The 12,730-nt window shown below is 59.2% G+C and carries 13 protein-coding genes; 9 read left to right on the forward strand and 4 right to left on the reverse strand.

Annotation, left to right across the window (positions count from 1 at the left end; all coding sequences use genetic code 11):
* Positions 1 to 133: 133 nt before the first annotated feature.
* Both ACB031_RS19755 and ACB031_RS19760 read left to right on the forward strand, forming a co-directional pair.
* Positions 134 to 838 (forward strand): YafY family protein, encoded by a 705-nt coding sequence (locus ACB031_RS19755; protein WP_017785136.1) that lies wholly within the window; start codon positions 134 to 136, stop codon positions 836 to 838.
* Between the two features lie 66 nt (positions 839 to 904).
* A complete protein-coding gene (locus ACB031_RS19760) occupies positions 905 to 1,282 on the forward strand; it encodes a VOC family protein (RefSeq protein ID WP_325769942.1) in 378 nt (125 codons plus the stop codon).
* Positions 1,283 to 1,384: 102 nt separating this feature from the next.
* Here ACB031_RS19760 and gyrB read toward each other — a convergent pair whose 3' ends face one another.
* The 4 genes from gyrB to dnaA all read right to left on the reverse strand — a co-directional run bounded on the left by gyrB (position 1,385) and on the right by dnaA (position 7,456).
* Entirely contained in the window at positions 1,385 to 3,796 is a 2,412-nt protein-coding gene (gene gyrB / locus ACB031_RS19765) for a DNA topoisomerase (ATP-hydrolyzing) subunit B (protein ID WP_017766631.1), read from the reverse strand.
* Entirely contained in the window at positions 3,793 to 4,896 is a 1,104-nt protein-coding gene (gene recF, locus ACB031_RS19770; protein WP_371140106.1) for a DNA replication/repair protein RecF, read from the reverse strand. The genes gyrB and recF overlap by 4 nt, the downstream gene beginning before the upstream one ends.
* A 2-nt stretch (positions 4,897 to 4,898) precedes the next feature.
* Positions 4,899 to 6,002 carry a DNA polymerase III subunit beta gene (gene dnaN, locus ACB031_RS19775; RefSeq protein WP_005307138.1) on the reverse strand — a complete coding sequence of 368 codons (1,104 nt, stop codon included), beginning with the start codon at positions 6,000 to 6,002 and terminating at the stop codon, positions 4,899 to 4,901.
* Positions 6,003 to 6,085: 83 nt separating this feature from the next.
* Positions 6,086 to 7,456 carry a chromosomal replication initiator protein DnaA gene (gene dnaA, locus ACB031_RS19780; protein ID WP_005307141.1) on the reverse strand — a complete coding sequence of 457 codons (1,371 nt, stop codon included), beginning with the start codon at positions 7,454 to 7,456 and terminating at the stop codon, positions 6,086 to 6,088.
* A 313-nt stretch (positions 7,457 to 7,769) separates the two neighbouring features.
* Here dnaA and ACB031_RS19785 point away from each other — a divergent pair, with 313 nt between their 5' ends.
* From ACB031_RS19785 to yidC, 7 genes are all read left to right on the forward strand, one after another.
* Entirely contained in the window at positions 7,770 to 8,528 is a 759-nt protein-coding gene (locus ACB031_RS19785; RefSeq protein ID WP_005307144.1) for an amino acid ABC transporter substrate-binding protein, read from the forward strand.
* Positions 8,529 to 9,197, forward strand: coding sequence for an amino acid ABC transporter permease (locus ACB031_RS19790; protein ID WP_005307147.1), 669 nt, complete (start codon positions 8,529 to 8,531; stop codon positions 9,195 to 9,197). It abuts the gene before it with no gap.
* 87 nt (positions 9,198 to 9,284) lie between these two features.
* Complete coding sequence (locus ACB031_RS19795) at positions 9,285 to 10,019, forward strand: amino acid ABC transporter ATP-binding protein (RefSeq protein WP_005307149.1); 735 nt, start codon at positions 9,285 to 9,287, stop codon at positions 10,017 to 10,019.
* A 269-nt stretch (positions 10,020 to 10,288) separates the two neighbouring features.
* On the forward strand, positions 10,289 to 10,423 hold the full coding sequence (gene rpmH / locus ACB031_RS19800) for a 50S ribosomal protein L34 (RefSeq protein ID WP_005307156.1): 135 nt from the start codon (positions 10,289 to 10,291) through the stop codon (positions 10,421 to 10,423).
* Complete coding sequence (gene rnpA, locus ACB031_RS19805) at positions 10,423 to 10,782, forward strand: ribonuclease P protein component (RefSeq protein WP_005307159.1); 360 nt, start codon at positions 10,423 to 10,425, stop codon at positions 10,780 to 10,782. Before rpmH ends, rnpA begins: the two co-directional genes overlap by 1 nt.
* Positions 10,749 to 10,997, forward strand: coding sequence for a membrane protein insertion efficiency factor YidD (gene yidD, locus ACB031_RS19810; RefSeq protein WP_010635605.1), 249 nt, complete (start codon positions 10,749 to 10,751; stop codon positions 10,995 to 10,997). Before rnpA ends, yidD begins: the two co-directional genes overlap by 34 nt.
* Positions 10,998 to 11,002: 5 nt before the next feature.
* Complete coding sequence (gene yidC, locus ACB031_RS19815; RefSeq protein WP_021463924.1) at positions 11,003 to 12,649, forward strand: membrane protein insertase YidC; 1,647 nt, start codon at positions 11,003 to 11,005, stop codon at positions 12,647 to 12,649.
* The last annotated feature ends 81 nt before the right edge of the window (positions 12,650 to 12,730 follow it).

Genomic DNA, 12,730 nt, shown 5'->3' on the forward strand with positions numbered 1-12,730 from the left:
GGCCCGCTTTCGGCTTTCAAGGGCTCTGATCGAAAAATCTTCTCTCCACCCATTTGCTGGCTTTTCCCTTATTGGGCTTCCTCCCCCAGTCACAAACATGGCACCCTGAGCGGAGATCTTGAGGAGCCACATCATGTCCCGTTCCGAACGCCTGCTGGCCCTGCTGCAACTGCTGCGCGGCCACCGCTACGCCATCACCGGCAGCGAGCTGGCCAGCCAGCTTGGCATCAGTCTGCGCACCCTCTATCGGGATATCGCCACCCTGCAGGCACAGGGTGCCCACATCGAGGGGGAAGCGGGTATCGGCTATGTGCTGCGCCCCGGCTTCATGCTGCCGCCGCTGATGTTCAGCGAAGAGGAACTGGATGCGCTGGTACTGGGCTCACGCTGGGTGGCGGCCCATGCCGATCATGCCCTCAGCACAGCCGCCAGCAGCGCGCTGGCCAAGATAGAGGCCGTGCTGCCCGCCGACTATCGCCAACAGCTGCATGCCAATGCCCTGCTGATCGGCACCGCTCGAGGTGACAGCCCCGTCGACGAGGCTCCGCTGCGCAGTGCCATCCGCCAGCAGCGCAAGGTGACCCTGAACTATCGGGATCTCAAGGAAGCGAGTTCGGAGCGCACCGTCTGGCCCTTCGCCCTCGGCTACTTCGACCAGGTGCGGGTACTGGTGGCCTGGTGCGAGCTGCGTCAGGGCTTTCGCCACTTTCGGGTGGACAGGATCAGCGCGATGCGGCTGGAGGCGGAACCTTATCCTGGCAATCGGGAACGGTTGCTCAAGGAGTGGCGCGCCAGCCAGCAGATCCCGCAACCCAGATTCATTGCTGACAGAAATTGACAGCAGGTGGCGCCATGCTGATGGGGTCGGCGCCGATGCGCCATCTCATCAGCAAGGAGCATCACCATGTTAGTCCCCCAGTTCACCATCCTCTATGTTGCCAACCCGACCCGCAGCGCCCTCTTCTACAGCGAGCTGTTCGGCCGCCACCCGGTGGAAGAGTCCCCCACCTTTGCCATGTTTGTGTTCGAGTCAGGCGCCAGGCTGGCACTCTGGTCCCGCGCCACGGTCGAACCCGCCGTGACCCAAACGGCCGGGGCCATGGAGCTGGCCTTCGCCCTCCCCGATGATGCCGCCGTCGATCGCCAGTCTGCGGAGTGGCAGGCGCGCGGGCTTACCCTGATCCAGGCACCGACCCGGATGGAGTTTGGCTACACCTGTATGGCCCTCGATCCGGACGGCCATCGTCTGCGCCTCTACTGCCCTGCACCTGAACTGGGGTAATCGGGTTCAATGTTCCACGTGGAACGAGCCACTACCTTCGCCCAGAAAACAAAAAGCCGCTCACAGGGAGCGGCTTTTTAATATCGTGCTTGATGCGTCAAATTAGACGTCGAGGTTGGCCACGCGCAGGGCGTTGGTCTCGATAAAGTCGCGACGCGGCTCTACTGCGTCACCCATCAGGGTGGAGAAGAGCTGGTCGGCACCGACGGCATCATCGATGGTGACGCGCAGCATGCGACGGGCTTCCGGATCCATGGTGGTTTCCCACAGCTGATCCGGGTTCATCTCACCCAACCCTTTATAGCGCTGGATGTAGATGCCGCGCTTGCCTTCGCCCATCAGCCACTCGACCGCTTCGACGAAGCTGGCGACCGGCTTCACCTTCTCACCACGCTTGATGTAACCGCCTTCCTCGATCAGGTTGGCGATCTCCTTGCCCAGCGAGACCAGCTGACGGTACTCGGAGGATTGCAGGAAGTCGTAGCTGATCGGGTATTCGCGGTCGACACCGTGCTGACGTACCACGGCGTGCGGCACGAACAGACGGCGCTCTTCATCGCGGCGCACCTGCATCTGGTACTGGATGCCGTGGTTGCTCTCGTTGAGCACGGCTTCCATGCTCTGGCACCAGGCCTGCAGATCGCTCTCGCTGGTCAGCAGTGCTTCGTTCAGTTCCGGCTGATAGATCAGCTGGGTCAGCACGGCTTCCGGAGCACGGCGTGACATGCGGGTGATGAGGTGGGTCACGGCGCGATGCTGGTTGACCAGACGCTCCAGAGCCTCGCCACCGATGGCCGGAGCAGACTCGTTGACGTGCAGGGTCGCACCATCCAGCGCCATGGCAGTCTGGTACTGCAGCAGCGCATCTTCGTCTTTCAGATACTGCTCCTGCTTACCCTTCTTCACCTTGTAGAGCGGCGGCTGGGCGATGTAGACATAACCACGTTCGATGATTTCCGGCATCTGACGATAGAAGAAGGTCAGCAGCAGGGTACGGATGTGCGCACCATCGACGTCCGCATCGGTCATGATGATGATGTTGTGATAGCGCAGCTTGTCCGGGTTGTACTCGTCGCGACCGATACCACAGCCCAGTGCGGTGATCAGGGTGCCCACCTCCTGGGAGGAGATCATCTTGTCGAAACGGGCCTTCTCCACGTTCAGGATCTTGCCCTTGAGCGGCAGGATGGCCTGGTTCTTCCGGTTGCGACCCTGCTTGGCGGAACCGCCAGCAGAGTCCCCTTCCACTATGTAGAGTTCGGAGAGCGCCGGGTCTTTTTCCTGACAGTCGGCCAGCTTGCCGGGCAGACCGGCGATATCCAGCGCGCCCTTGCGGCGGGTCAGTTCGCGGGCCTTGCGGGCCGCTTCACGGGCACGGGCCGCATCGATGATCTTGTTGACCACGATCTTGGCATCGCCCGGGTTTTCCAGCAGGAAGTCGGCCAGCTTCTCGCCCATCGCCTGTTCGACGGCGGTCTTCACTTCGGAAGAGACCAGCTTGTCCTTGGTCTGGGAGGAGAACTTGGGATCCGGCACCTTGACGGAGATAACGGCAATCAGACCTTCACGCACATCGTCGCCACTGGCGGCAGACTTGGCCTTCTTGCTGTAGTCCTCTTTGTCCATGTAGGAGTTGAGGGTACGGGTCAGCGCGGTACGGAAGCCCACCAGGTGGGTGCCGCCATCACGCTGCGGAATGTTGTTGGTGAAGCAGTAGACCCCTTCCTGATAGGCGTCGTTCCACTGCATCGCCACTTCGACGCCGATGCCGTCCTGCTCGGTGGTGAAGTGGAACACCTTCGGGTGGATCGGGGTCTTGTTCTGGTTCAGGTACTCGACGAACGCCTTGATGCCGCCTTCGTAGCAGAAGTGCGCCTCACGGCCGTCACGCTCGTCCATCAAACGGATGGAAACGCCGGAGTTGAGGAAGGAGAGCTCGCGCAGGCGCTTGGCCAGGATCTCGTAGTGGAACAGGGTGTCGCTGAAGATGGTCGGGCTCGGCCAGAAGCGAACTTCGGTCCCGGTGGTGGTGGCATCGCCGATCTGCTTGAGCGGGGCCTGTGGCTCGCCCAGGTGATAGGTCTGCTCGTAGACGTGGCCGTTGCGACGGATGGTCAGCAACAGCTTGTCAGAGAGCGCGTTCACCACGGAGACGCCCACGCCGTGCAGACCGCCGGACACCTTGTAGGAGTTATCATCGAATTTACCGCCGGCGTGCAGCACGGTCATGATGACCTCTGCGGCGGAGCGACCCTCTTCCGGGTGAATGTCGACAGGAATGCCGCGGCCGTTGTCACGGACGGAGACGGAACCATCGGAGTGGATCTTGACCTGAATATCGGAGCAGTAGCCAGCGAGCGCCTCGTCAATGGAGTTATCGACCACTTCGAACACCATGTGGTGCAGGCCCGAGCCATCATCCGTATCGCCGATATACATCCCCGGGCGCTTGCGGACCGCATCCAGGCCCTTCAGTACCTTGATATTCGAGGAGTCGTAAGTATTTTCACTCATAGCTTACTCTCTGCCTTCTCTAACGTTTCGGAGATCTTGCCTTGTTCCACGTGGAACAACTTGCAGTCATTCGCATCCATCATGTCTGCGAGCTGATCGGTGTCGATGGCGGTGATGAACACCTGGGACGCACACTGCTTCAGCCTTGCGGCCAGCAAGCGGCGCTTGTCGACATCCAGTTCAGAGGCAAAATCGTCAATTAAAAAAATACAGCCACGGCTGCTATGTTGATTCAAATAGAGCCCTTGGGCCAGTCGCATGGCACAGACCAACAACTTCAACTGACCCCTGGACAAAATATCCTGAGCGGGCACGCCGTTCGCCTTGAGGCGCACATCGGCCTTCTGCGGACCAACGCCCGTGTAACCCAGCGTCCGATCCCGCTCAAACCCCGCCTCTAGCAATTCATTGAGCGGGGTATCTTTTTCCCAGCCTCGATAGAATCCAAGGTTGATGTCGAATTCCGGCAAAAAGTCCGCCGTCATCTCCTTGATCAGGGGGGTAATGGCCTGACAATAACTGGCGCGAAACTCGGCCAGCTCTCCCCCCAACCGCACCAGCTCCTGATCCCAGAACGCCAGTTGGCGATACTGGGTGCTCTGGCGCAGCAGTGCATTGCGCTGTTTCAGCAGCCGCCGTACCCGTCCCCACAGGGAGAAGAAGGTCGGTTCCTGATGAAAAACACCCCAGTCGAGCCAGGCCCGGCGAGCCTGGGGCCCGCCGGTCAGCAGGTTGAAGCCATCCGGGTGGATCAGCTGCACCGGCAGCAGCTCGGCCAGGTCGGCCAGGCGCTGGGCCTGGGCACCGGCAATCTTGAGCTGGGTCTCGCCACTCTTGTCCTTGGCGAGGCCGATGGGCACCTGGCGCCCCTCCAGTTCGCACTGGGCGAACAGGGTAAACGCCCTCTCCCCCTGGCGGATGACCCGCCCGGTCAGGTGAGTGCGAAAGGAGCGACCGAGACCGAGGTAGTGAATGGCTTCCAGCACGCTGGTCTTGCCGCTGCCGTTGCACCCGACCAGGATATTAAGGCCGGGTGACAGCGCGAGACTGGCCTGCTGGATATTGCGAAAGTCGCTGAGCTGGAGTTTGACCAGGGACACGACTAGATCCGCATCGGCATTACCACGTACTGAGCATCCTGACTGTCAAAATCCTCAATAATGGCGCTGCTGATGGAATCGCTCAGGCTGATCCGGATTTGGTCACATTTTAACGTATTCAGCACGTCCAGCACATAAGAGACGTTGAAACCAATCTCCATCTCGCCGGCTTCGTATTGTACGTCAAGCAGCTCTTCGGCTTCTTCCTGTTCCGGGTTGTTGGCGGTGATGCGCAACAGGTTTTCCTGCAGATTGAGACGCACCCCACGGAATTTCTCGTTGGAGAGAATGGCGGCACGGGCAAAGGCCTGGCGCAGATCCTCACGACCGGCGATCAGGGCCTTGTCGCTGTTGCGCGGAATGACGCGGCGCCAGTCCGGGAAACGACCATCCACCAGCTTGGAGGTGAAGATGAAACCGTCGAGGGCGGCGCGCAGGTTGCTGCGGCCGATCTGCAGCCGTACCGGCTTGTCTTCCGCTTCCAGCAGGCGCACCAGTTCCAGCACGCCTTTACGCGGCAGGATGACCTGATGATCGGGCAGCGATTCGCTCACCACCTCGCGACGGCAGGTTGCCAGCCGGTGACCATCGGTGGCCACGGTACGCAGGCCGTGGCCCTCGCTCTCGAACAGCATGCCGTTCAGGTAGTAGCGCACGTCCTGGCTCGCCATGGAGAACTGGGTCGCGTCGATGAGTTTTTTCAGCTCCAGCTGGCCGATGTCGAACTCGAGCACGGATTCCCAATCCTCGATGTTCGGGTATTCGGTGGCCGGCAGGGTCGACAGGTTGAAGCGGGAGCGGCCGGAGCGGATGATCAGGCGCTCGCCTTCGGTATTGAGGCGAATGTCCGCCCCTTCCGGCAGACCGCGACAGATGTCCAGCAGCTTGCGCGCCGGTACTGTGGTGCGGCCATCCTGACTGTCGCTGTTGAGATAGACCTGACCGATCATCTCCACTTCGAGGTCGGTACCGGTCAGTGACAACAGACCGTTGCTGACATCAAGCAGCACGTTGCCGAGGATCGGCAGGGTCGGCCGGCCACCCAGGGCACCGGACACCAGTTGCAGAGGACGTAACAGGGCCTCACGGCTAATTTCGAGCTGCATCTGTGCTCTCCGTTGTGATTAGGAGTAAAGGTTTCGGATCAGGTTGGCATGTTCAAGCTGCATCTGTGCACTCAGTTCCGTCATCAGGAAGAAAGGGTACGGATCAGGTTGGAATAGTCTTCCTTGATGTCGTGACTCTCTTCCTTCAGCTGCTCGATCTTGCGGCAGGCATGAAGCACGGTAGTGTGGTCACGACCACCAAAGGCATCACCTATCTCCGGCAAGCTATGGTTGGTCAGCTCCTTGGCCAGTGCCATCGCCAGCTGGCGTGGACGGGCAACGGAGCGGGAACGGCGCTTGGAGAGTAGATCCGCCAGCTTGATCTTGTAGTACTCCGCCACCGTCTTCTGAATATTGTCGATGGTGACCAGCTTCTCCTGCAACGCCAGCAGATCGCGCAGCGCTTCGCGCACGAAGTCGATGTTGATGGCGCGACCGGTGAAGTTGGCATTGGCGATCACCCGGTTCAGCGCCCCTTCCAGCTCGCGCACATTGGAGCGCAGTCGCTTGGCGATGAAAAAGGCCACTTCGTCCGGCAGGTGGATCTGGTTCTCGTCCGCCTTGCGCATCAGGATAGCGACACGCGTCTCCAGCTCAGGCGGCTCGATCGCCACGGTCAGGCCCCAGCCGAAGCGGGACTTGAGACGATCTTCCACCCCGTTGATCTCCTTCGGATAGCGATCCGAGGTCAGGATGATCTGCTGGTTGCCTTCGAGCAGGGCATTGAAGGTGTGGAAGAACTCCTCCTGGGAGCGCTCCTTGTTGGCAAAGAACTGGATGTCATCAATGAGCAGGGCATCGACGCTACGGTAATAACGCTTGAACTCTTCAATGGCGTTATTCTGCAGCGCCTTCACCATGTCCTGCACAAACCGCTCGGAGTGCATGTAGATGACTTTGGCGTCCTGCTTGCGCTCCTTGATGGCGTTGCCGACGGCGTGCAGCAGGTGGGTCTTGCCCAGACCGGTGCCGCCATAGAGGAACAGCGGGTTGTAGGCCCCGCCCGGATTGTCAGCCACCTGACGGGCAGCCGCACGGGCCAACTGGTTGGACTTACCCTCGACGAAATTCTCGAAGGTATAGTTCACGTTGGTGTTGCTCTTGTGGTTCGGTTCGGGCTTGGCCTCGGCCTTGCTTTCCCAGCTCTTCTGCGAGTTATTCACAGGATCCGCACCCCGCGCCGGCGCCCTGGCCACCGCGACGGGATGGGGACGATTGCCGATGTCAAAACGCAGGGTGGGGCCATCGACCCCGCAGAGCTCATTGATGATGCCGTTCACCCGGATGAGATACTTGTCTCGAACCCAGTCCAGAACGAAACGATTCGGTGCATACAGGGTCAGAGTATTGTCACTCAACTCCGCTTGAAGCGGCCGGATCCACATGCTGAATTCTGCCGAGGGCAACTCATCTTGCAGCCGGTTAAGGCACTGCTGCCATAGCGAAGCAGTCACTCTAAACTCCCGTCGATTGATTAACTAAAGACCGGCTATTCTACGTTTTTAGCGGCTGGATCTCTAGCCGCGACCTCGCGGATCCAGCAAATAAGATCCTTGACTTTCAAGGATCCAGCAGCCGTGGATCTGATTTCATCCCCAAAGTTACCCACAGCCCGATCCCGTCACCGATGCACCAAAGATCCAGACCTGAAGCGGTTATTTTATATAACCAAATATCATTTATTCTTTAGGTTTTATTCCAATAACATCAGCGCAACCCCAGCGTTTACAACTAAAAATACAGAACTACAGAGAGAGAGGAATCACCATGACGTCATCCATCAAGCTGGTCTCCGGCGCCGCCATTCTGCTGGCCGCCCTGTCCGGTCAAGCCATCGCCCAGGAAACCATCAAGGTCGGCATGTCCGGCAAGTACTTCCCGTTCACCTTCGTCAAGCAGGACAAGCTGCAGGGCTTTGAAGTGGACATGTGGAACCAGATCGGCGAGCGCACCGGCTACAAGGTCGAGTTCGTGACCGCCAGCTTCTCCGGCCTGTTCGGCATGCTGGAAACCGGCCGCGTCGACACCATCTCCAACCAGATCACCATCACCGACGAGCGCAAGGCCAAGTACGCCTTCTCCCAGCCCTACGTCTATGACGGTGCCCAGATCGTGGTCCGCAAGGGCAACAGCACCATTCACGGCATCAAGGATCTGGAAGGCAAGAAGGTTGCGGTGAACCTGGGCTCCAACTTCGAAGAGCTGCTGCGCAAGAACGACCCCAACAAGAAGATCGACATCCGCACCTATGACTCCGCCTTCGAGCAGGACGTTGCCCTGGGCCGCATCGACGCCTTCGTGATGGACCGCGTCTCCACCGCCCAGCTGATCAAGGAATCCAAGCTGCCGCTGCAACAGGCTGGCGCACCGTTCGAGACCATCGAGAACGCCCTGCCCTTCCTGAAGACCCCGGAAAAGCAGGCACTGCTGAAGAAGGTCGATGACGCCCTCACCGCCATGCGCAAGGATGGTTCCCTGCGTCAGATCTCTGAAAAATGGTTCGCTTCCGACATCACCGACAAATAAATGATGGAATTTGACCTCGAATACACGCTGGGACTGTTTCCCATCCTGCTCAAGTATCTGGGCACCACGATGGAAATGGCCCTGTGGGGATTCGCATTGGCACTCGTACTGTCGCTGGCCCTAGCGATAGTACGGGTCTTTCGCGTTCCCGTGATCCACTGGCTGGCGATGCTCTATATCTCGTTCTTTCGGGGTACACCGCTGCTCGTCCAGCTGTTCCTGCTCTACTACGGGCTGCCGCAGCTGTTCCCCATCTTCGTGGGAATGGATGCCTTCACCGCCGCCATCGTCGGTTTGACCCTGCACTTTGCCGCCTACATGGCCGAGTCGATCCGTGCCTCCATCATTGGCATCCACAAGAGCCAGATGGAAGCTGCCCTCAGCATCGGCATGAGCCGTTACCAGGCAATGCAGCGGATCATACTGCCGCAGGCGGCCCGCATCGCCACGCCGTCCCTGATGAACTACTTCATCGACATGATCAAGAGCACCTCGCTGGCCTTCACCCTGGGGGTGGCCGAGATCATGGGCAAGGCGCAGATGGAAGCCTCCTCCTCCTTCAAGTTCTTCGAGAGCTTCATGGCGGTGGCCCTGGTCTACTGGGTGGTAGTCATCTTCTTTACCCGCCTGCAGCATCTGCTGGAAGTGCGGCTCAACCGTGCCTATTAGGGGTTTGCCATGACAACGCAACCGACCCGCTTGCAATGCACGCCGGAAGTCCGTTTTAACTCTGCGCCTGTTTAAAGGAGGGCCATCATGATCAAGCTAACCGGCCTCTCCAAGGCATATGACGGCAATCAGGTGCTAAACAGCATCGATCTGGAGGTGAAAAAGGGGGAAATCGTCGTCATCATCGGCCCCTCCGGCACCGGCAAGTCCACCTTGCTGCGCTGCCTCAACCTGCTGGAGACTCCCGATACGGGCACCCTAGCCATCGACGATCTGCAGCTCAACCTGGCCAAGGCCAGCGAGCAGCAGGCCATCGAGCTGCGCAAGCGCGCCTCCTTCGTGTTCCAGAACTACGCCCTGTTTGCCAACAAGACGGCGCTGGACAACATCGCCGAGGGGCTGATCACCGTCTGGAAACAGCCGAAGGCGGAGGCCCGTGCCACCGCCCTCGGCATCCTCAAGGACATAGGTCTCGCCGACAAGCAGGACGCCTATCCTGCCTCATTGTCGGGCGGTCAGCAGCAACGGGTCGGCATCGGCCGGGCCATGGCGGCTCACTCCAAGGTGATCCTGTTTGACGAACCCACCTCGGCCCTCGATCCCGAATGGGTCGACGAGGTACTGGGTCTGATGAAGGAGCTGGCCCGCCAGCACCAGACCATGGTGGTGGTGACCCATGAGATTGAATTTGCTCGAGATGTTGCCGATCGGGTGATCTTCATGGAGGGGGGCCGGATCGTGGAACAGGGCCCGCCGGATCAGATATTGGTCGATCCGCAGGATCCCCGCACCCGGGAGTTCCTGCGCAAAGTGCTTAAATAGCTCTCTCTTTGGCGGCATTGCCGCCTTTTTTATTGGAGGATCCTTGTTAAACCCCGGGTTGCCAGTATAATCCTGAGCCCTTGATCCTTCGGATCCTCACGCTCGCCCAGGACCTTTTCCAGGTCGGGGCAGGATGGGAGGGAACGGCGGATTGACTAAAAGCCGAACTCTGTTTAGAATTCGGCCTCTTTTGCTAGTCGTCACACGCTATAGCTGGCGCGTCGGCTAAGTGTGACAATCAAAACTGTACAGAAATACGGAATCGAATCATGAAACGTACTTTTCAACCGTCCAACCTGAAGCGCAAGCGCTCTCACGGTTTCCGCGCCCGCATGGCAACTGCCAACGGTCGTAAAGTTCTGGCCGCTCGTCGTGCCAAGGGTCGTGCCCGCCTGGTAGTCTAATGCCTACCCAGCACGCCTTTTCTCGGGAGTTACGTCTGTTAACTCCCGAACACTTCAAACGCGTTTTCGCCGAGCCTGTCCGGGCCGCTTCTCCGCAGATTACACTTCTCGCCTCTCCCAATTCGCTCGAACACCCTCGCCTTGGTCTCGCCGTGCCCAAAAAAGCACTCAAGCGTGCCGTCTGGCGCAACCGTGTAAAACGGGTGGTTCGGGAAAGTTTCCGCCTCAATCAAGCCAATCTGCCCGCTATCGACATCGTCGTGATCGCCAAGGCCGGTGTGAAGGAGATGGATAACGAGGAACTGTTCAAGTTACTGGAAAAGCTATGGCGCACTCTGTCACGCCGTTGCAATGGGTAGCTGTCAAACTGATACGCCTGTATCAGCTAATCATTAGCCCTCTGCTCGGGCCGCGCTGCCGTTTCACCCCGACTTGTTCCCAATTTGCGATAGAAGCAATCCGACTTCACGGTTTCATAAAAGGCGTTTGGTTAGCCAGCAAACGTCTATTAAAATGCCATCCCTTATCCGAGGGTGGTTATGACCCGGTTCCGCAACCAAAGCGAAGAAACTGAAGACTATGGAATCACAACGCAATCTCATCCTGATCGGTTTGCTGTTCGTGAGCTTTTTGCTCTGGCAACAGTGGGAGTCCGACAAGGCTCCGAAGCCGGCCCCGACTACCGTGGCCCAAACCGAACATTTCGTACCTGAAGCCGGTCAGACCGGTGATATTCCTCAGGTTTCCGAGCAAGCCAACGCGAACACCGCACGCAAGCTGATCACCGTCACCTCCGACGTGCTCAAGCTGACCCTGGATACCCAGGGTGGTGACATCGTCTCTGCCGAACTGCTGGCCCACAAGCTGGAAGAAGGCAAGGATCAACCGTTCGTACTGCTGACCAGCCAACCTGAGCACCTCTATGTTGCCCAGAGCGGCCTGGTGGGTCGCAATGGCCCGGACAGCCAGCCCCAGGGTCGTCCCACCTATGAAGCCACCCAGACCAGCTACCAGCTGGCCGACGGTCAGGATCAAGTCGTCGTCCCGATGACCTGGACCGACAGCAAGGGCGTGGTCTTCACCAAGGAGTTCGTCCTCAAGCGTGGTGACTACGCAGTCGGCGTCGACTACAAGATCGACAACAAGTCTGCCGAGCCGGTTCAGGTGCAGTTCTACGGTCAGCTGAAGCAGACCGTGGCCACGCCGAAAGACCAGCAGGGTCACGCCATGGTGGCCAGCGCCTACCGCGGTGGTGCCTTCTCCAGCGAAGATACCCGCTACAAGAAGTACACCTTCGACGAGATGAAGGATGCCGACCTGAACAAGACCACCAAGGGTGGTTGGGTCGCCATGCTGCAACACTACTTCGTCTCCGCCTGGGCACCGAATGCCGACGACACCAACAGCTTCTACAGCCGTGTGATCCCTGGCAAAGACCAGGCCATCATCGGCTACAAGGCACCGCTGGTTGACATCGCTGCCGGCCAGCAGGCCGAAGTGACCAGCAAGCTGTGGGTCGGTCCCAAGCTGCAGGATCAGATGGCCAAGGTGGCAAACCACCTCGACCTGACCGTCGACTACGGCTGGCTCTGGTTCATCGCCCAACCGCTGCACTGGCTGCTGACCGTGTTCCACGGTTTCGTCCAGAACTGGGGTCTGGCCATCATCATGCTGACACTGCTGGTGCGCGGCGTCATGTTCCCGCTGACCAAGGCCCAGTACACCTCCATGGCCAAGATGCGCATGCTGCAGCCCAAGCTGGCCGCCCTGCGCGAGCGCTTCGGCGACGATCGCCAGAAGATGTCTCAGGGCATGATGGAGCTGTACAAGAAGGAGAAGGTCAACCCGCTGGGTGGCTGTCTGCCGATCCTGGTGCAGATGCCGATCTTCATCGCCCTCTACTGGGCACTGATGGAGTCCGTCGAGCTGCGCCACGCGCCGTTCGCCCTGTGGATCACCGACCTGTCGGTGAAGGACCCCTTCTTCGTGCTGCCGATCCTCATGGGTGCCTCCATGTGGTATCTGCAGAAGATGAGCCCGACCACCATTACCGACCCGATGCAGCAGAAAGTGATGCAGTTCATGCCGATCATCTTCACTTTCATGTTCCTCTGGTTCCCGGCAGGTCTGACCCTGTACTGGCTGGTGAGCAACGTCATCTCCATTACCCAGCAGACCATCATCTATCGTCAGCTGGAGAAGAAAGGCCTGCATACCCGCAGCTAATCGCTCCCGATGGCAAGATGGATGACAAAAGAGGCGGCCTTCGGGTCGCCTTTTTTATTACAATGACCCCACTGCTGTGAA

The organism is Aeromonas sp. S8(2024), from assembly GCF_041403085.1.
GTDB lineage: Bacteria > Pseudomonadota > Gammaproteobacteria > Enterobacterales > Aeromonadaceae > Aeromonas > Aeromonas dhakensis.

What these genes read in the sequence shown, in the direction of transcription:
- ACB031_RS19755 (WP_017785136.1), top strand. Translation starts at nt 134, where the DNA reads ATGTCCCGTTCCGAACGCCTGCTGGCCCTGCTGCAACTGCTGCGCGGC.
- ACB031_RS19760 (WP_325769942.1), top strand. Translation starts at nt 905, where the DNA reads ATGTTAGTCCCCCAGTTCACCATCCTCTATGTTGCCAACCCGACCCGC.
- gyrB (WP_017766631.1), bottom strand. Translation starts at nt 3,796, where the DNA reads ATGAGTGAAAATACTTACGACTCCTCGAATATCAAGGTACTGAAGGGC.
- dnaN (WP_005307138.1), bottom strand. Translation starts at nt 6,002, where the DNA reads ATGCAGCTCGAAATTAGCCGTGAGGCCCTGTTACGTCCTCTGCAACTG.
- ACB031_RS19785 (WP_005307144.1), top strand. Translation starts at nt 7,770, where the DNA reads ATGACGTCATCCATCAAGCTGGTCTCCGGCGCCGCCATTCTGCTGGCC.
- ACB031_RS19790 (WP_005307147.1), top strand. Translation starts at nt 8,529, where the DNA reads ATGATGGAATTTGACCTCGAATACACGCTGGGACTGTTTCCCATCCTG.
- ACB031_RS19795 (WP_005307149.1), top strand. Translation starts at nt 9,285, where the DNA reads ATGATCAAGCTAACCGGCCTCTCCAAGGCATATGACGGCAATCAGGTG.
- rpmH (WP_005307156.1), top strand. Translation starts at nt 10,289, where the DNA reads ATGAAACGTACTTTTCAACCGTCCAACCTGAAGCGCAAGCGCTCTCAC.
- rnpA (WP_005307159.1), top strand. Translation starts at nt 10,423, where the DNA reads ATGCCTACCCAGCACGCCTTTTCTCGGGAGTTACGTCTGTTAACTCCC.
- yidD (WP_010635605.1), top strand. Translation starts at nt 10,749, where the DNA reads ATGGCGCACTCTGTCACGCCGTTGCAATGGGTAGCTGTCAAACTGATA.
- yidC (WP_021463924.1), top strand. Translation starts at nt 11,003, where the DNA reads ATGGAATCACAACGCAATCTCATCCTGATCGGTTTGCTGTTCGTGAGC.